Annotated in this window: 18 protein-coding genes; 13 read left to right on the forward strand and 5 right to left on the reverse strand. The window is 71.9% G+C overall.

The window, feature by feature from the left end:
- Positions 1–24 precede the first annotated feature (24 nt).
- From ACTJKO_RS16285 to ACTJKO_RS16320, 8 genes are all read left to right on the forward strand, one after another.
- Complete coding sequence (locus tag ACTJKO_RS16285) at positions 25–924, forward strand: MTAP family purine nucleoside phosphorylase (protein ID WP_440690217.1); 900 nt, start codon at positions 25–27, stop codon at positions 922–924.
- Positions 921–1991, forward strand: a complete 1071-nt coding sequence (locus tag ACTJKO_RS16290) for an NAD-dependent epimerase/dehydratase family protein (RefSeq protein ID WP_440690219.1) — start codon at positions 921–923, stop codon at positions 1989–1991. Before ACTJKO_RS16285 ends, ACTJKO_RS16290 begins: the two co-directional genes overlap by 4 nt.
- A 100-nt stretch (positions 1992–2091) precedes the next feature.
- Entirely contained in the window at positions 2092–2844 is a 753-nt protein-coding gene (locus tag ACTJKO_RS16295; RefSeq protein ID WP_440690221.1) for a glycosyltransferase family 2 protein, read from the forward strand.
- Positions 2841–3488 (forward strand): TIGR04282 family arsenosugar biosynthesis glycosyltransferase, encoded by a 648-nt coding sequence (locus tag ACTJKO_RS16300; protein WP_440690223.1) that lies wholly within the window; start codon positions 2841–2843, stop codon positions 3486–3488. The genes ACTJKO_RS16295 and ACTJKO_RS16300 overlap by 4 nt, the downstream gene beginning before the upstream one ends.
- Entirely contained in the window at positions 3485–4147 is a 663-nt protein-coding gene (locus ACTJKO_RS16305) for a class I SAM-dependent methyltransferase (RefSeq protein ID WP_440690225.1), read from the forward strand. Before ACTJKO_RS16300 ends, ACTJKO_RS16305 begins: the two co-directional genes overlap by 4 nt.
- Before the next feature lie 119 nt (positions 4148–4266).
- Positions 4267–4512 carry a hypothetical protein gene (locus ACTJKO_RS16310; RefSeq protein WP_440690227.1) on the forward strand — a complete coding sequence of 82 codons (246 nt, stop codon included), beginning with the start codon at positions 4267–4269 and terminating at the stop codon, positions 4510–4512.
- A 136-nt stretch (positions 4513–4648) separates the two neighbouring features.
- On the forward strand, positions 4649–6268 hold the full coding sequence (pgm, locus tag ACTJKO_RS16315; RefSeq protein WP_440690229.1) for a phosphoglucomutase (alpha-D-glucose-1,6-bisphosphate-dependent): 1620 nt from the start codon (positions 4649–4651) through the stop codon (positions 6266–6268).
- A gap of 236 nt (positions 6269–6504) precedes the next feature.
- Positions 6505–9084 carry a DHA2 family efflux MFS transporter permease subunit gene (locus ACTJKO_RS16320; protein WP_440690231.1) on the forward strand — a complete coding sequence of 860 codons (2580 nt, stop codon included), beginning with the start codon at positions 6505–6507 and terminating at the stop codon, positions 9082–9084.
- 33 nt (positions 9085–9117) lie between these two features.
- Here the strand turns inward: ACTJKO_RS16320 and ACTJKO_RS16325 are convergent, their stop codons facing one another.
- Positions 9118–10041: a DNA-methyltransferase gene (locus ACTJKO_RS16325; protein WP_440690233.1), complete on the reverse strand. Its 924-nt coding sequence runs from the start codon at positions 10039–10041 to the stop codon at positions 9118–9120.
- A 129-nt stretch (positions 10042–10170) separates the two neighbouring features.
- Complete coding sequence (locus ACTJKO_RS16330; protein ID WP_440690235.1) at positions 10171–11550, reverse strand: hypothetical protein; 1380 nt, start codon at positions 11548–11550, stop codon at positions 10171–10173.
- A 69-nt stretch (positions 11551–11619) separates the two neighbouring features.
- Here ACTJKO_RS16330 and ACTJKO_RS16335 point away from each other — a divergent pair, with 69 nt between their 5' ends.
- On the forward strand, positions 11620–11904 hold the full coding sequence (locus ACTJKO_RS16335) for a GNAT family N-acetyltransferase (RefSeq protein ID WP_440690237.1): 285 nt from the start codon (positions 11620–11622) through the stop codon (positions 11902–11904).
- A 20-nt stretch (positions 11905–11924) separates the two neighbouring features.
- On the opposite strand, the gene ACTJKO_RS16340 is transcribed toward ACTJKO_RS16335, so the two are convergent.
- Entirely contained in the window at positions 11925–12254 is a 330-nt protein-coding gene (locus tag ACTJKO_RS16340; protein WP_440690239.1) for a hypothetical protein, read from the reverse strand.
- A 165-nt stretch (positions 12255–12419) separates the two neighbouring features.
- Here ACTJKO_RS16340 and ACTJKO_RS16345 point away from each other — a divergent pair, with 165 nt between their 5' ends.
- Both ACTJKO_RS16345 and ACTJKO_RS16350 read left to right on the forward strand, forming a co-directional pair.
- Positions 12420–13958 carry an AAA family ATPase gene (locus ACTJKO_RS16345; protein ID WP_440690241.1) on the forward strand — a complete coding sequence of 513 codons (1539 nt, stop codon included), beginning with the start codon at positions 12420–12422 and terminating at the stop codon, positions 13956–13958.
- Positions 13959–13995: 37 nt separating this feature from the next.
- Positions 13996–14754 (forward strand): hypothetical protein, encoded by a 759-nt coding sequence (locus ACTJKO_RS16350; RefSeq protein WP_440690243.1) that lies wholly within the window; start codon positions 13996–13998, stop codon positions 14752–14754.
- A 15-nt stretch (positions 14755–14769) separates the two neighbouring features.
- Here ACTJKO_RS16350 and ACTJKO_RS16355 read toward each other — a convergent pair whose 3' ends face one another.
- Together ACTJKO_RS16355 and ACTJKO_RS16360 are read right to left on the reverse strand one after the other, a co-directional pair.
- Positions 14770–15819: a lipoate--protein ligase family protein gene (locus ACTJKO_RS16355; protein ID WP_440690245.1), complete on the reverse strand. Its 1050-nt coding sequence runs from the start codon at positions 15817–15819 to the stop codon at positions 14770–14772.
- Positions 15820–15828: 9 nt separating this feature from the next.
- On the reverse strand, positions 15829–16707 hold the full coding sequence (locus ACTJKO_RS16360) for an alpha/beta hydrolase (RefSeq protein WP_440690247.1): 879 nt from the start codon (positions 16705–16707) through the stop codon (positions 15829–15831).
- Between the two features lie 86 nt (positions 16708–16793).
- Here ACTJKO_RS16360 and ACTJKO_RS16365 point away from each other — a divergent pair, with 86 nt between their 5' ends.
- Positions 16794–17930 (forward strand): anion permease, encoded by a 1137-nt coding sequence (locus ACTJKO_RS16365; RefSeq protein ID WP_440690249.1) that lies wholly within the window; start codon positions 16794–16796, stop codon positions 17928–17930.
- Between the two features lie 10 nt (positions 17931–17940).
- Positions 17941–18210, forward strand: a complete 270-nt coding sequence (locus tag ACTJKO_RS16370; RefSeq protein WP_440690251.1) for a hypothetical protein — start codon at positions 17941–17943, stop codon at positions 18208–18210.
- Positions 18211–18224 lie beyond the last annotated feature (14 nt).

An 18224-nucleotide genomic window follows, 5' to 3' on the forward strand; every position in this document is an offset into this window, starting at 1 on the left:
TTCGGAGGACCTGTGGAGGACGACGTGACCACGACCGGAGCTGTGGACGAGACGCGGGTGGCCATCGGGGTGATCGGTGGTTCCGGCCTCTACGAGCTGTTCGAGCCCGGCACCGCCGACGAGCTCCAGGTCGACACGCCGTACGGCCCCACGTCGAGCCCGATCAGCATCGGCACGATGGCCGGCAAGCGGGTCGCGTTCCTGACGCGGCACGGGCGGTCCCACTCGGTCGCGCCGCACCGCATCAACCACCGGGCGAACCTGTGGGCCCTGCGCTCGCTCGGTGTGCGGGCGCTGGTGTCCTCGAGTGCGGTCGGCGGCCTGCACCCCGACTACGCACCGGGCACCTTCGTGGTGACCGACCAGCTGATCGACCGGACCTGGGGTCGCGCGGACACGTTCTTCGAGGACGCGGTCCAGCACCTGTCGTTCGCGGACCCGTTCGACCCGGTGCTCCGGCGCGCCGCCGTCCGGGCGATGGAGCAGCTCGACGTTCCGTTCCGCCCGACCGGCACCTGCGTGGTGATCCAGGGGCCGCGCTTCTCGACCCGTGCCGAATCCGTGTGGATGCGCCAGGCCGGGGGCCACACGATCAACATGACCATGACGCCGGAGGTGCCGCTCGCGGCCGAACTCGGCATCGGCACCGTGAACCTGTCGTTCGTCACGGACGCCGACGCGGGTCTCGCGCCGGCGGAGGACGACCCGACGACCGGCGGCACCCGGACGGAGGAGCAGGCCTACCAGGTCGAGACCCCCGTGACGCACGGACTCGTCATGGAACGGCTCGCGCGCGCGAACGAGGTCATCGTCCGGGCCATCGGGTCGATCGTCGCCGCGGTACCGGACGACTACACACCGCGCGAGCTCGTCCCGGCCTCCGCGAGCGCGAGCATCGTGTCGGCCTCGGGAGCCCTGGCGTGAGCCGCCTGCTCGTCACCGGCGGCGCCGGCTTCATCGGCTCTGCCATCGTCCGCCGCGCCCGTGCCGAGGGGCACGAGGTCCGGGTGCTCGACTCGCTCCGCGACGACGTGCACGGTGCGCCCGCCGACGTGGTCGCCGCGCACCAGCAGCAGGACATCGAGTTCGTGCACGGCGACGTCCGTGACCGCATCGCACTCGACGCAGCGCTCGACGGCGTCGACGTCGTCTGCCACCAGGCCGCCAAGGTCGGGCTGGGCGTCGACTTCCAGGACGCCCCGGACTACGTCTCCTCGAACGACGCGGGCACGGCGCACGTGCTCGCCGGGATGGACCGGCACGGCATCGACCGGCTGGTCGTGGCGAGTTCGATGGTCGTCTACGGCGAGGGGGCCTACGCCACCGCGTCCGGCGAACCCGTCCGTCCGCCGGCGCGTCGACGCGCCGACCTCGACGCCGGCGTGTTCGACCCGATCGGCCCGGACGGACAGCCGCTCGTGCCGGGGCTCATCGACGAGTCGGCCACCCTCGACCCGCGGAACGTGTACGCCCAGACGAAGGTCGCCCAGGAGCACCTGGCCTCCGCATGGGCCCGTGCCACCGGGGGTCGGGCGATCGCACTCCGCTACCACAACGTCTACGGTCCGGGCATGCCCGCGAACACGCCCTACGCGGGTGTCGCGTCCCTCTTCCGCTCGGCGCTCGCGCGGGGCGAGGCCCCACGCGTGTTCGAGGACGGCCGCCAGCGACGGGACTTCGTGCACGTCGACGACGTCGCCGGGGCGAACACGGTGTCGATCTCGGCGACGGAGGACCTGCCTGCTGAGACGTTCCGGGCGTACAACGTCGGGTCGGGCGTCGTGCACACCATCGGCGAGATGGCCGCGGCGATCGCGGGACCCGACGGTCCGCAGCCGGTCGTGACGGGCGAGTACCGGCTCGGCGACGTCCGGCACGTGACGGCGTCGTCGGACCGCATCGCCGCCGAGCTGGGATGGCGCGCCGGTGTCGACTTCGAGCGGGGCATGCGCGAGTTCCGGAGCGCTCCGCTGCGCGCTGCGGTGCGCTGACCGGACAGCCGGGGGACAGCCGGGACGAGGACGCCCAGGGTGCCTGGGTTGTGTTGGTGCATGCGGACCCACGACCCGTCGATCCGACGGACGGCACCGAATGGCTGACATGAACGTCGACGTGATCCTCCCCTGTCTCGACGAGGCCGACGCCCTGCCGGAGGTCCTGACGCGCCTCCCCCACGGCTACCGCGCGATCGTCGTCGACAACGGTTCCACCGACGGATCGGCCGACGTCGCCCGGGCGCACGGCGCGTTCGTGGTCACCGAACCCGTCCGGGGCTTCGGTTCGGCCTGCGCGGCCGGTGTCGCCGCGGCGACGGCGGACTACGTCGCCTTCTGCGACGCGGACGCATCGATGGACCCGGCCGAACTGGTCCCGCTCGTCGCCCGCGTGGCCGACGGCCGCACGGACCTCGCTCTGGGGCGTCGCGTCCCGACCGGTCCCGGTGCGTGGGCACCGCACGCCCGGTTCGCCAACCGGGTGCTCGCGGTCCTGATGCGTCGCGCGACCGGCTACCGGCTCCGCGACCTCGGCCCGATGCGCGTGATGCGCCGTCAGGACCTCGTCGCGCTGGACCTGCGGGACCGCCGCAGCGGCTACCCGCTCGAGATGGTCCTCGCCGCGCACGCAGCCGGGTGGCGCGTGGACGAATCCGACATCGGGTACGCCCAGCGCATCGGCGACAGCAAGGTGACCGGCACGCTGCGCGGCACCGTCAACGCCGTCAGGGACATGTCACGGCTCCTGCGCGAGTACCGACGGGAGGCGCGGCTCCGGTCCGTCGGCCAGGGTCCCGTCCGGCATGCGGTCGGGACCGCCGGCACCGGTGCCGAGGGGGTCCGCTCGTGACCACACCACAGTCAGGTCTCGGCATCACGGTCGCGGTGGTCGCGAAGGAGTGTCTCCCCGGCAAGGTGAAGACGCGACTCACGCCCGCGCTGTCCCCGGAGGGCGCCGCCCGGGTCGCCGCTGCGAGCCTCGCGGACACGCTGACCACCGTGCGTGCCCTGCCCGCCGCGCGCCGGCTGCTCTTCTTCGACGGGGCGGTGCTGCCCGATGACGCCGAGGGCTTCGACGTCCTCCACCAGCCCACGGGTGGCCTGGACGAGCGTCTGGGCGTCCTGTTCGACACCGTCGACGGCCCGACCCTGCTCGTCGGCATGGACACGCCACAGTTCACGGCGGGCGACGTCGCACCGGTCTTCGACGAACCCGGACGCGACGCGTGGTTCGGGCCGGCCGAGGACGGCGGCTTCTGGTCGCTCTACCTCCGCGATCCCGACGGCGAGCACCTCCGGGGCGTCCCGATGTCCCAGGACGACACGGGCGCCGTGCAGCTCGCACGGTTGCTGTCGGCCGGCCTCGACGTCGGCATCCTCGGCGACCTGCTCGACGTCGACACCGTGCCGGACGCCGAGCGCGTCGCCGCCGTGGCACCGGGTTCCCGGTTCGCCGCAGCCCTGCGCGCCGAGACCGAGGGGGCTCTCCGATGACCATGCACGCACCCGTCTCGTTCGGTGCCGGCGGCGGCGAACCGTACGCTCACGCGCTCCGCACGGACGGCCGGATCCGGCTCACCGACCCCTCGCGTCCAGGATCCGCGGTGACCATGGACGTCGGTCGGTGGAACGCCGCGGCCGACCGCGTCGACCGTTCCCTCCTCGACAACGCCGACGGCCCGGTCATCGACATCGGTTGCGGTCCCGGCCGCATGCTGGTCGCCGCGCGCACGCTCGGCATCCCGGCGCTGGGCGTCGACGTGTCGGCCGAGGCCGTCGCGATCGCCCGCCGCTCCGGAGGCACGGCGCTGCAGGGGTCGGTGTTCGACCCGGTCCCCGACGAGGGGCACTGGGACACCGCCCTCGTGATCGACGGGAACATCGGCATCGGCGGGGACCCGGCCGCCCTGCTCGCCCGCTGCCGCGACATCGTCCGGGTCGGCGGTCGGATCATCGTCGAGACGCACGACGACCGGACGGCCGACCGCGTCTACACCGCTCGGGTGGTGGACGCGGCCGGTCACCAGAGCGCTGGCTTCCCGTGGGCCGAGGTGGGCATCGACGCGCTGCTCGAGCACGCGGACGGCATCGGACTCGTCGCCCGGCAGAGCTGGACCGCCGGCGGCCGGACCTTCTGCGAACTGGTCGCCTGAACCGGGCGTAGTTTTGCTTGATGCAAAAGAAGGGTGTAAGCTCGGGTCCATCAGGTCGACGGCGTCGTGGTCGCCGGCCCGGTGATCGACGACCCTCGGCACGACGACGAGGAGCACACATGCACAACCGTCAGAACCCCCTCGGCGGCGCCTACGTGACCGGCCTCGAGACCCGCAGCGAGATCGGCGGCTACGCGGTGGACGCAGCGTGGCGACCGGTCGGTTCCTACACCGGGACGGGTACGGGCCGCACGCTCGGTCGGTTCATCGACACCGAGACCCGGCGGCCGGGCACCGCCACCTCCGGAGTGCGCACCGTCACCGGGTCGCTCCGCACAGCGACGGGGTCGTTCCGCACCGCCTGACGTCCTCCCCCAAGACCGCGAGCGGTCGTCCTCCCGGGTTGTCCCCCTTTCTCCCCGGTCGGACGGCCGCTCGCTCGTTCTCCACAGGGTCCGCGGATCCTGGGCGCTCCGGTCTGCGCGATGCCAGGATGGACGCATGAACGACCGCGCCGGCACCCCCGCCACAGCAGACGACCTCGTCGACCTCGACGCCCTCATCGCCGCTTACCACGAGCGCGTGCCGGACGTCTCGGTGCCCGAGCAGAAGGTCGTGTTCGGCACCTCGGGCCACCGCGGCTCCTCGCTCGACTCCGCCTTCAACGACACGCACATCGCCGCCATCACGCAGGCGATCGTCGAGTACCGCACGTCGCAGGGCACCGACGGCCCGCTGTTCATCGGTCGCGACACCCACGCACTCTCCGGTCCGGCGGAACGCACCGCGCTCGAGGTGCTCGCCGCCAACGGGGTGCACGTCCTCGCCGACAGCGAGAACGGGTACGTCCCGACGCCGGCGCTCAGCCACGCGATCATCGCCTACAACCGCGCCGGCCACCCGGACACCGCGGACGGCATCGTCATCACCCCGAGCCACAACCCGCCCCGTGACGGCGGCTTCAAGTACAACCCGCCGCACGGCGGCCCCGCCGACAGCGACGCGACGAGCTGGATCGCGGAGCGGGCGAACGCGATCATCGCGGGCGGCAACGCCGAGGTGCAGCGGACCGAACACGCCTCGCCGGACCGCTACGACTTCCTCGGCGCGTACGTCGCCGACCTCGAGAACATCATCGACATCGACGCGATCAAGCGTGCGGGCGTCAAGATCGGTGCGGACCCGCTCGGCGGCGCGTCCCTGCCGTACTGGAACCGCATCCGCGACCACTACGGGCTCGACCTCACCGTCGTGAACCCCGACGTCGACCCGACCTGGTCGTTCATGACGCTCGACTGGGACGGCAAGATCCGCATGGACCCGTCCAGCGCGAGCGCGATGGCATCGGTCGTCGCCCGGAAGGACGAGTTCGACGTGCTGACCGGCAACGACGCCGACTCCGACCGGCACGGGATCGTCACGCCCGACGGGGGCCTGATGAACCCGAACCACTACCTCGCCGTGGCGATCGAGTACCTGTACGCGCACCGACCCCAGTGGCGGGGGGACGCCGCCATCGGCAAGACCCTCGTCTCGTCGAGCATCATCGACCGCGTGGCGGAGTCGCTCGGTCGGCGCCTGTGGGAGGTCCCGGTCGGCTTCAAGTGGTTCGTCCCCGGGCTGATCGACGGCTCGGTGGCGTTCGGCGGCGAGGAGTCCGCCGGAGCCTCCTTCCTGCGCAAGGACGGTTCAGCGTGGACGACCGACAAGGACGGCATCATCCTCGCCCTCCTCGCGTCGGAGATCATCGCGGTGACCGGCAAGACCCCCTCGCAGCTCTACGCCGAGCTGACGGAGCGCTTCGGCGACCCGGTCTACCAGCGCGTCGACGCGGCGGCGAGCAAGGAGCAGAAGGCCCGCCTGTCGAAGCTCGACGGCGACACCATCACGGCCGACACCCTCGCGGGCGACCCGATCACGGCGAAGCTGTCGAAGGCACCCGGCAACGACGCGGCGGTCGGCGGCGTGAAGGTCGTCACCGATCGCGCGTGGTTCGCCGCCCGGCCCTCCGGCACCGAAGACGTCTACAAGATCTACGCCGAGAGCTTCGTGGGGCAGGAGCACCTCGAACAGGTACAGCGCGAAGCGAAGGAGATCGTCGACGCCGCCCTCGGCGCCTGACACCACCTCCGGACCCCGTGGACCCTTCGGGGTCCACGGGCGTACTGTGACGGCGTCAGGGCGCGCGCAGCACGGCGTCCCTGCGGAACGACACCGCCCGGACGGGCGCCTCTGAACACCCCACCCATCCCGCGCCGGGCGCTGCCGATCCACACAGGAACCCTCCCCGACGCGAGCAGTCGCCTTGCGGCAGATGTAACTTTGCAGCCAGCGCAAAGTTCTCGGGAGACCCTGACATGACCCAGACCGCGACCGCACCCGCGGCACCCACCACGTCGTCCAACGCTGTGATGAGCCACCGGCAGATCCTGCTGGTCATCTACGGCCTGATGGCCGGCATGTTCCTCGGCGCCCTCGACCAGACGATCGTCGGCACCGCGATCCGCACGATCGGTGACGACCTGCACGGGCTCGACCAGCAGGCCTGGGTCACCACCGGGTACCTGATCGCCTCGACGGTCACGACGCCGATCTACGGCAAGCTCTCGGACATCTTCGGCCGACGCCCGCTGTTCATCACCGCGATCGCGATCTTCGTCGTGGGTTCGTTCGCGGCGTCGTTCTCGTCATCGATGCTCATGCTCGCCGGGTTCCGCGCGTTGCAGGGCCTCGGGGCCGGTGGCCTGATGTCGCTGCCGCTCGCGATCATGGGCGACATGCTCGCCCCCCGTGAGCGCGCCAAGTACCAGGGCTACTTCCTCGCCGTGTTCGGCATCTCGAGCGTCATCGGTCCGCTCGTCGGTGGTGTCTTCGCCGGCGCGAACGAGCTCCTGTTCATCTCCGGATGGCGCTGGGTCTTCCTCATCAACGTGCCGATCGGCATCATCGCGCTCTTCATGGTGCTGACGTTCCTGCACCTGCCGAAGTTCGGCGACCGCGGGAAGCCCCGCATCGACTGGTGGGGCGCCGCGCTCGTCATCGTGACCCTCGTCCCGCTCCTGCTCATCGCCGAGCAGGGCCGTGACTGGGGGTGGAGCTCCGCCGGGGCCTTCACCTGCTACGGCATCGGCGCCGCCGGACTGATCGCCTTCATCCTCGTCGAGCGAGCGATGGGTGACGACGCGATCCTGCCGCTGAAGCTCTTCGGTTCGCGGGTGTTCTCGATGTCCGCCGTCCTGTCGGTCCTCGTGGGCTTCGGCATGTTCGGCGCGATGCTGACGATCCCGCTCTACCTGCAGATCGTGAAGGGTGTCACGCCGACCGAGTCCGGGTTCGCGATGCTCCCGATGGTCCTCGGTCTGATGATCTCGTCGATCGCCTCGGGCCAGATCATCTCGCGGACGGGCAACTACCAGGTCTTCCCGATCACCGGCACGGCGTTCACCGCGATCGGGTTCACCGTCCTGACGTTCCTGACCGCCGACCGTCCGCTCTGGTTCCTCATGCTCGGCATGTTCGGCATCGGCCTCGGGCTCGGGCAGCTCATGCAGACCCTGACCCTGGCGGCGCAGAACTCCGTCAGCCCCCGGGACATCGGCGTCGCGACGAGTGCGGCCACGTTCTTCCGGCAGATCGGCGGCACCATGGGCACCGCCGTGCTCCTGTCCGTCCTGTTCACGCTCATGCCGACGAACATCACGACGGCGATGCAGAACGAGGGCGACCTCAAGAGCGCGCTGAACGCCGCCCTGACCCCGTCGGTCGCCAACGCCAAGGACAACAAGGGCGTCATGGACCAGATCTGGAACAAGATCGTCGACCCCGTGAAGCAGAACGTGCAGGACGGGCTCGACAAGGGCGCCGTGCAGGCGAAGGAAGCAGCCGACGCCGCCGTGACGAAGCAGGTCACCGCCGGTGTCCAGCAGCGCGTGGCCGCCGGTCAGATCCCGGCCGCTTCCGCCGACTCGGTCATCGCGGAGCAGGTGGCCGCCGCGAAGCCCGCGGCCGAACAGCAGGCCCTCGAAGCCGTCGCGTCGAAGGCGAAGGCGGACGTCGTGGACGGCACGCTCCAGGTCGACTACAGCAAGGCGGACCAGCGGAAGAACGTCGTCGACGAGGTCGCGCCGAAGCTCGTCGACCAGCTCAAGAAGGGCGACTCGAAGGCTAGCTCCTCGACGAGCTCGTCGACGAGCGACACCTCGTTCCTCAACGGCGCGGACAAGCGCCTGAGCCGACCGTTCCTCGTCGGGTTCAGCGACTCGGCCGTCGCCGTCTACTGGGTCGGTCTCGGCGTCATCCTGCTCGCGTTCGTCCTCACGTGGTTCTTCCGCGTCCCGCCGCTGCGGAAGGTGTCCGCGCTGCAGGAGCAGGCGAACACGAACCGGGCGAACGCCGCCAAGGCGGCCGACGGCGCCGACGGCGGGGCCACCGGGGCGCTCGCAGCACCGGACTCCGGCTCGTCCGCGGTCCCGACCTCGCCCGACGTCGTGTCCCAGCCCCGGTCGGCCGGCTCCGCGGTCGGGTCCGGGCAGACGGGAGGCACGTCCGCCCCCGCCGCCGTCGCCACGTCCGCCGCGTCCCCGGCTCGTGACACGGCAGACCCGGAGGCCGTGAGCGGCGACACCCGCGCGCCGCTCCCGGACGCGACGACCCACGGCGCGCACTCGGCGGCCGCCCCGGTCGACGAACCCCCGGTCACCACCGGCACCATCCGCACCCGTGCCGCCCACGCCGCGCACGCACCGGCCGACGCGACCGCGGGCGCTGGCACCACCACGGGCACGGGCACGGGCACGGACGAGGCCCAGGCAGGCCGGACCGACGCCACCACGGCCAGCGAGCCCGGCGCACAGCCGATCGCGACGGACAGCGCCGACGCGAGCAGCGCCTCCCGTCCCGACGGTGACCACCCGCACGGCCGCCACTCGGCCGAGTAGACAGGCAGCGCACCGACCGCCCGTCGCACCGTGTCAGACCACGGAAGCGGCGGGCGGTTCCACGACGTCGAACGCCGCGTCGAGCAGTCGGCGTCGCATGACCTCGACGGCCGTCGGGTTGTCGTCCACCAGGACGAACCGGCGGCCGAGCGCCTGCGCGACCGCGCCGGTCGTCCCGCTGCCGGCGAAGAAGTCGAGGACCCAGTCGCCCGGCCGGGACGACGCCTGCACGATCCGCCGCAGCACCCCCTCGGGCTTCTGTGTCGGGTAGCCCGTCTTCTCCCGACCCGTCGGCGACACGATCGTGTGCCACCAGACGTCGGTCGGGAGCTTGCCGCGCTCCCGTTTCTCCGGCGTGACGAGCCCGGGTGCCATGTAGGGCTCGCGGTCGACCGCCTCGGAGTCGAACCAGTACCGTGACGGGTCCTTCACGTACACGAGGATCGTGTCGTGCTTCGTGGGCCAGCGCGAGCGTGACTTCGCTCCGAAGTCGTACGCCCAGACGATCTCGTTGAGGAAGGAGTCACGGCCGAACAGCGCGTCGAGCAGGACCTTGGCGTAGTGGGACTCGCGGTAGTCGAGATGGAGGTAGAGGGTGCCGTCCTCGGCCAGGAGCCGCCATGCCTCGAGCAACCGGGGTTCGAGGAACGACCAGTAGTCGTCGAACCGGTCGTCGAACCGCATCAGATCGCCGCGCACCCGCTCGTACGTGCTGCCGCGGAAGCCGGTGACGGTCTCACGGCGGCGTGCGGTACGGGCGTCGACCGGTGACCCGTCGGACGCTGCTCCGCGCACCGCTGCGCTCGCGTGCCGCCGCTGGTAGCGCCCCGTGTTGAACGGCGGGTCGAGGTAGACGAGGGTGAAGGAGCCGTCAGCGAGCGTCGGGAGCACGTCGAGGTTGTCGCCGAGGACGACCCGGTCCGGGCCACGCTCGTCTCCGGTGTGCACGAGGACCATTCTGACCTACCCGGCGCGAGCCGCGCCCGGCACGGTCGTGCCCGGCACGGTCGTGCCCGGCGCAGGCCACGCCGGCACAGTCGTGCCCGGCGTAGCCGCACCCGGCACCGCCCGCGAGGGAGCGCCCGCTCAGCCGCAGGTGACCTGCGCGAGCGTCGCGTCGTCGTCGGAGGACCAGGCGCCGCCGGCCCAGACGTCGACGGGCTTCCCGGCGTGCAGTGCGGTCGTGACCACGAGGTCGTGCGGAGCCGGCAGCGTGCCGACCTCCTCGTCGACCGAGAAGAGCACCGTGGCCGACGGGCAGTCCGCCTCCGGCGTGATCTCCCACCCGGCGCACCCGAAGTCGACGCAGCCGTCCGGCCAGGAGCCGTCCGCGTCCTCGTCGTCGGAGTCGAGCTGCTTCCGGGTCACCGCGACGGGGCTCTTCGCCGGGGCCGAGCAGGTGGCGTCCTCGATGTCGCTCCACGCCTCGGGCCCCGGCTCGGTGAGGATCAGCGGTGTTCCGGCGGTGAGCAGGACCGTCCGGGTGTCGGTCCGGACGTCCGCACCGCCCTCGGCGTCGGCGAACCCGATCGTGATCCGGGCGGACCCGTCGCACTCACCCCCGATCGTCCACGCTGAGCAGTTCTCGGTGAAGTCCGTCGCGCCGCACGTCGCCTGCCACGTGTCGTCGTCGGAGATGAACTTCGCAGTGATCGTGCCGTCGTCCGAGGTCCACGTCGACTGGTCCGACTGGTCCGGGCCGGAGGAGTCCCCGTCGCCCGGCCCCGGGTCGCCCTGCCACCCGTAGGCCAGCGTGCTGCCGGCGCCGAATTGCTGCGCGGCGTGCACGACCGGCACGACGGACGCGCCCGCACCCACGACCAGGAGGAGCGCCGCCACACCGGCGGTCAGGCCGAACACCGCACGCGAGCCGCGTCGGATCGACGCGGGCACCGTCCCGGGCGCGACCGCGCTGCCGTCCTGCGTGGGTGCGGTGACGAACGGGTGCGCGGTGGCCAGACCCCATGCTGCGGCTTCCCAGGCGGCGACGGCGGCGTCCTCGTCGAGGTCGGGCCGTGCTGCCCGCGCACGGCTCGGCACCTCGGTAGGTCGCCACGCGGCGGCGTCGTCGCGGACGGACGCGGCGGTCCGCGCGGCCAGGTCGGCCCGGCGCGACGATGCGACCACGAGGACGGCGACGCCCGCGACCAGGGGGACGAGGGCGAGCACGGACGGCCCGCCGACGGCGGTCACGACCAGCACCCCGGCGAGCGCCACGAGCGCGACCACGAGGCCGGTCCACTGGGCGACCCGGAGCCGCCGCGCCCGCGGCGGGAGGTACGCGCGGAAGGATCGGGGCACGACGGACCAGAACCGCCATCCGGCGGGCGCGGCGGGGATCCCCGGCGCGGGCGACCAGTCGGCGGCGGGCTCGGCGGCCTGGTGCAGCTCCACCCACTCCGCCGACGGCGTCGGCCAGCCGGGCGGGGTCCGGAAGCGGAAGGGCGGTGTCGACTCGTGCTGCACGGTGCGACCCTAGCGGTGTGCACAGGCACCACACAGGCCCTTCTTCGGGAGGGGCGTAGCGTCTCGGACATGGCAGCACCCGAGGTCCGCAACGACACCGACAAGCAGCAGTACTCCCTCGTCGAGGACGGCGAGGTGATCGGCTTCGCGGCGTACGAGGTCGACGGCGACGAGATCCGCTTCGTGCACACCGAGGTGGACCCGGCGCACCGCGGGGGCGGCCACGCCTCGATCCTCGTCGAACACGCACTCGACGACGTGCGCGACGGCTCGCTGCGGGTCGTCCCGCAGTGCAGCTACGTCGCCGCGTGGATCGAGCGGCACCCGGACTACCAGGAGCTCACGACGCGCTGAGCCGCGCCAGCGACCCGGGCTCAGTAGCTGCGGTCGTGCGTCCCGGCGCGTGCCTCGTGCCGACCCGCACCGCGCACCGCCGGCACCCGGATGAGCACGCTCCCGCTGAGCAGGTCGTGGTCGTCGTCGGCCGGCGTCGGTGCTTCCCGCGGGAGGCGCGACTGCCGTTCGTACTCCGCTTGCGTCTCGTGACGGGTGGGTGCGAACACCTCGTCCATCATCGAGATCACGCCGCCGGATCCGCCGCTGCGTGTGGCCTTGTTCGACAGGTCGATCCACCCCACGCGATCGGCGATCCACATCACGACGGCCGCTGCGGCCACCGCCCCCAGGAGGATCAACCAGTTCACGGACACGACGGTACGTGGGCGATCGGGCGAGGACATCCGCCGCGCGGAGGATTCTCGTGATCCACACACGTGGTTCTTCAGGACGACACCGACACTGGGTGTGCGGCGGCCCGGGACCCCCTCCCCGGGCCGCCGACCACGCGTCCGCCGTGCCAGGATGGCGTCGTGCTCGACGAAGACCGTGACCTCATGCGCGCGTTCGCCCGCTACCTCGAGCGGGTGAACGAACTCGCCGCCACCGAGCAGCAGGCGGTGCTGACGCCGATCGGTGAACGGATCCGGGACCACCTCGGCGTCGACCCCCAGTCCGTCCCGGTCATCACCGAGGAGTTCCCGGACCACCGACTGGTCGACGCCGACATCGCCCTCGAAGCGCTGGCCGGGGACGCCGCGGACGCTCTCGTCGGCATCGCCGGGGACGACAGCCGGTTCCACAGCTCGGTGAGCGAGTTCATCGCCAACCCCCACACCCGCTGGGCCGTCGGCCCGGTGGGCTACGCACCGCGCGCGACCGGTGCGGACAGCACCCGCCGCGTGGTGTCGTTCGGCTTGCGCTTCGTCACCTTCGAGGGCGTCCCGGTCGCCGTCCTCCAGCGGTCCGCGAAGCCGGAGTACGGCCGCCACCGCGCCACCCTCGAGGTGCTCGCCGGCGACCAGGACGCGGCCAGCGCGTTCCTGCGGCGGCTCCGCGAGCTGATGATCGAGCGGAGTGTCCTGCGCGGCCAGGTGCTGTCGTTCGTGCAGTCGGAGTACGGCGCCGATGCCGGGGCCACCTTCCTGCGCCGCCCGGACGTCGACGCCGACGCGGTCGTGCTCGGCGAGGGCGTGCTCGACGAGGTGGTCGCCCACGTGGTCGGGATCGGCGAGCAGCGCGAGGCCCTCCTCGCAGCGGGGCAACACCTGAAGCGCGGGGTCCTGCTCTACGGGCCGCCCGGCACCGGCAAGACGCTCACGATCCGGCACCTGCTCGCGCGGACTCCGGGGGTCACGGCGGTGCTCCTCACCGGTTCGAGCATCGCCGCGATCGGTGCAGCGGCCGACCTCGCGCGCACGTTCCAGCCGTCGATCGTCGTGCTCGAGGACATCGACCTCGTCGCGATGGAGCGGCACAGCTCCCCGCAGCCGTTGCTGTTCGAGGTGCTCGACGCCCTCGACGGCCTGGACGGCGATGCCGACGTGGCGTTCGTGATGACGACGAACCGCGTCTCGGTGCTCGAGCGGGCGCTCGCGGACCGGCCCGGCCGGGTCGACCTGGCGGTGGAGATCCCGCTGCCCGAGCTACCGGAGCGCGTGCGGCTGTTCCGTCGGTACGCGGCGGAGCTGCCCTTCTCGGACGATGCGCTCGCGCACGCCGCCGAACGGGCCACGGGGACGACCGGGTCGTTCGCGAAGGAGTTGATGCGCCGGAGCGTCCTGGGGGCGGCGCTCCGGGACGCGACGCCGTCGGACGAGGACCTCGCCGCTGCTCTCGACTCGCTGCTGACCGAGCGGTCCTCGTTGACGCGCAAGCTCCTGGGCACGCGCAGCGGCGACGAGCCGGACGACGATGCCGAGGACGACGACGAGGACGTCGAGGACTTCGCGTACGTCGTCTCGGCAGCCGGCGCTCCGCTGGTCTTCCGCGGCCCCGGTGGGAGCACGAGCAACGGGATCGACCCAACCCTGCGCTCCCCCGACGACGAGGACGACGTCCCGGGCTCGTAGCCGCCGTGCCGGAGACGCCGTCGTGCAGACTGGGGTGGTGCGCGTGCAGACCGTCCTCTCGGCAGCAGCCCTCGCCCTCGTCGCCGCGGTGACGATCACCGGGTGCTCGTCCGCGCGTGACCTCGCCGGTGACCTGCTCCACGATGGCGGTGGCGCATCCCGCCCGTGCCCGTCCGACGACACCGAGGGCGGACCGGTGCCCGACGCACCGTCGGCGTCCGCGACGCTCGATCCCACCGTCGCGCGGGAGGTGCAGACCGCGCTCCGGGCGGTGCAGCGGTCGCCCGGGGTCCGCACCGCGACCGAGTCGACGACGAACACGCCGAGCACGGGACCGGATCCCACGTGCGCGAGCCGTCTGGTCACCACCGATCACTTCCGATCCGCGTTCACGGTCGTGATGGAGCCGTCGGCGACATCGTCCGAGGCGGGCGCGGTCCCCACGGAGATGGCACGCGAGATCGCCTGGACGGGCGTCGACCTCACCCTGACGGTGCCGGCGGGCACGGGGCACATCGCGACCGTCGTCCACTACGACGCGACCTTCGACCAACGCATCCCTCCGGCGACCTCCACCGCGGTCGCGCAGGGGCTCGCGACCCTGGCAGCGACACCGCACGTCACCGGACTCGAGGCGACGATCCCGACGACGATGCGCGTCGACCACGGCTCGCTGGTCATCGGCGTCGACACGGACGACCAGACGGTACTGGACGCGGTCCACGCCGTCATCGACACGACGGCGTTCCGCGCCACGACCCTGCACGGGTCGTTCGGCAACGGCGCGAAGCCGTGACGCCGGCGCCCCCGGTCAGGGAACCCGCTCGAGCCACTCCCGCGTCGCGAACTTCGTCCGCACCAGCTCCTGCGCACGCTGCCGTTCCGCGTCCGTCACGTGCCCCTCGTGGGCGCCGTACAGCCGGGTGAAGGTGGCGACGAGCCGGTCGATGATCTCGGCCCGCGTCAGCCCGGTCTGGGACCGCAGGGGGTCGACGCGCTTGGCGGCCGAGGTGGTGCCCTTGTCGCTCATCTTCTCGCGGCCGATCCGGAGGACCTCGACCATCTTCTGGCCGTCCATGTCGTAGCTCATGGTGGCGTGGTGCAGCAGCGCCCCGGTCCCGAGCCGCTTCTGCGCGGCGCCGCCGATCTTCCCCTTGGTCGAGGAGATGTCGTTGAGCGGCTGGTAGTAGGCCTCGATGCCCAGGGACTTCAGCGCCTCGATCACCCACTCGTCGAGGTAGGCGTACGAGTCGGCGAAGGTCATGCCCTGCACGAGGTCGGTGGGGACGTAGAGCGAGTACGAGATGATCGCGCCGGCGTCCATGAACATCGCGCCGCCGCCGGAGATGCGCCGGACGACCTCGACGCCGTACTTCGCCGCGCCCTCGGGGTCCACCTCGTTCTTGAGCGACTGGAACGAGCCGATGACGACGGCGGGCTGGTCCCACTCCCAGATGCGGAGGGTCGGACCACGACGGCCGGCTCCGACCTCCTCGGTGAGGACCTGGTCGAGCGCGAGGTGCTCGTTCGGGCTGATCGGGCCCTCGTGGATGATCTCCCAGTCGTACTCCTGCCACGTGGACGCACGGGAGAGCGCGCGACGGACGGCGACCCCGACGGACTCGGGCGTGAAGCCGAGCAGCACGGCGTCGGTCGGCAGGGCGGCCCGGACGGCGGCGGCGATCCCCGCGGCGTCGGTGGTGGCGGGCAGGCCGTTCACCGCCTGGTCGATCAACGGGAGCGCGTCGTCCGGTTCGAGGAAGAAGTCGCCCGCCAGCCGGAACTCCTGGATGGTCCCGTCGACGACGTCGAGGTCGACGACGACCAGCTTGCCTCCGGGGACCTTGTACTCACCGTGCACAGGACGAGCCTACGCCCGCGGCGCACCCGTCACGCGGTCCAGCCAGGCGACCAGGTCCGCGACCACCTCGTCGCGGTTCGTCTCGTTGTAGACCTCGTGCCGTGCGCCGTCGTACACCCGCACGGTGATGTCGGACAGCCGACCCCGCCGCCGGTACGCCTCGGCCAGCCGCTCCACGGACCGGGGGCCGCCGAGGGTGTCTTCCGATCCGACCTGCAGGAGCATCGGCACGTCGTGCGGGATGCGCCGCCGGGGCACCCCGAGCAGCCGGAGCGCATCACGCACACCGAACAGCTTGATGACGTCCGCCTCGACCGCCAGCGGGTCGGCGAGGATGGCGTCGATGACCGCTCGGTCCCGGCTGATCCACTCGTGCTTCGTCGGGCCGGATCCGGCGTGCCGTGCGTTGAGGTCGCCGCTGTTCATCCAGCCGGGCAGGCGGTACGCGGTCGCGGCGAGGACCACCCCGTCGTACGCCTCGGAGGACGTGTTCACGATCCGCTGCGCCATGAGCGAGCCCCACGAGTGCCCGAGCAGGACGAGCGGCACCCCCGGGGTGTCGGCGCGCGCGACGGCGGTCATCTGCTCGACCGCCGCGATCGCTGCTCGGAGGCCGCCCGGCCCGAGGCGTCCGAGCTTGGCGTGGTCGCCGTCCCACTGTCCGAGGCCCGTCCGCCCGTGGCCCCGGTGGTCGTTGGCGTGCACCGTGTACCCGGCACGGACGAGGTCCTGCGCGAGCGGCTCGTACCGGAGCCCGTGCTCCCCGACGCCGTGGGCGATCTGGACGACGCCCTTCGGGCGCGCCGCACGCCACGTCGAGTACACGATCTCGACGCCGTGCGCGTCGGTGAACGAGGAGTCCCCTCGGGCTGCGGAGAAGGTCGGCACGTGTGCATCCTCCCAGAACCGGGACCTGCGCACGTGTTCACCCGGCGTTCACGCAGGCGGCCCGGAGCGGGCCTACCGTCTCGCGCATGGACGTCCTCGTCACCGTACTGCTGGTGATCGTGGTGGCCCTCGTGTTCGACTTCACGAACGGCTTCCACGACACCGCCAACGCCATGGCCACGTCGGTCGCGACCGGGGCGCTCAAGCCCCGGACCGCCGTGCTCATCTCCGCCGTCCTCAACGTGGTCGGCGCGTTCCTCTCCACGGAGGTCGCGAAGACCGTCTCGCAGGGCATCATCCGCGAAGGCCAGGACGGCATCCACATCTCGCCCGTGATGATCTTCGCGGGACTCGTCGGCGCGGTCCTCTGGAACCTCGCCACCTGGTACTTCGGCCTGCCGTCCTCCTCGACGCACGCGTTGTTCGGCGGCCTCATCGGCGCGTCGATCATCGGAGCCGGGGTCCAGTCGGTCGACTGGGGCACCGTCGTCTCGAAGGTCGTCCTGCCGGCCCTGCTCTCGCCCGTGATCGCCGGGATCATCGCCCTCGTCGCGACGTACCTCGCCTACACGCTCACGCGGAACGCGACCACGCACGGTGCCGCGACCGGCTTCCGGCACGGCCAGACGATCTCCGCCTCGCTCGTGTCGCTCGCACACGGCACGAACGACGCGCAGAAGACGATGGGTGTCATCACGCTGACGCTCATCGCGGCGAACTACCAGCCGGCGGGCACCGGCCCCCAGCTCTGGGTCATCCTCGCCTGCGGCCTGGCGATCGGCATCGGGACGTACACCGGCGGGTGGCGGATCATGCAGACCGTCGGCAAGAAGATCTCCGACGTCCAGTCGCCCCAGGGCTTCGCGGCCGAGACCAGCTCCGCGGCGACCATCCTGGTGTCCTCGCACCTCGGGTTCGCGCTGTCGACCACGCACGTCACGAGCGGTTCGGTGATCGGCTCGGGCCTCGGCAAGAAGCTCGCCGACGTGCACTGGAGCGTCGTGGGCAGGATCGTCGTCGCGTGGGTGATCACGCTCCCGGCCGCGGCGGTGGTCGGTGCACTGGCGACCGCCCTCGCGGCGACCTCGACGATCGGTCTCGTGATCGTCGCCGTCCTCGCGGTCGCCGCGGGCGCGACCTTCTTCCTCCTCGCCCGCCGCAAGCCCATCACCTCGGACGACGTCCGCGACCAGGAGCCGGCAGCCCAGCCGGTCTCCGCCTGAGGGGGACCGCATGGACATCGACTTCGGCGCCATCGGCACCGTCGCGGGCGTCGGCTTCGTGGCCGCCGTCGGCGTGGTGCTCGTCTACACGCTCGGGCTGCGCCTGCTCGGGGCCGGCCAGCCGGCCGACGCCGGCGGGGACCACACGCAGTACTCCGAGGAGAGTGCCCGGACCGGCAAGACCCCGCCGGCCGCGATGGCGGGTGCGGTGGTCTGCTTCGCCGTCTGCGTCGCGGCGGTGCTGTACGGCATCTGGCTGACGATCCCCCAGTTCCACTGACGGCGGACGGGAGG

It is taken from the genome of Curtobacterium sp. 22159 (assembly GCF_052045775.1).
GTDB lineage: Bacteria > Actinomycetota > Actinomycetes > Actinomycetales > Microbacteriaceae > Curtobacterium.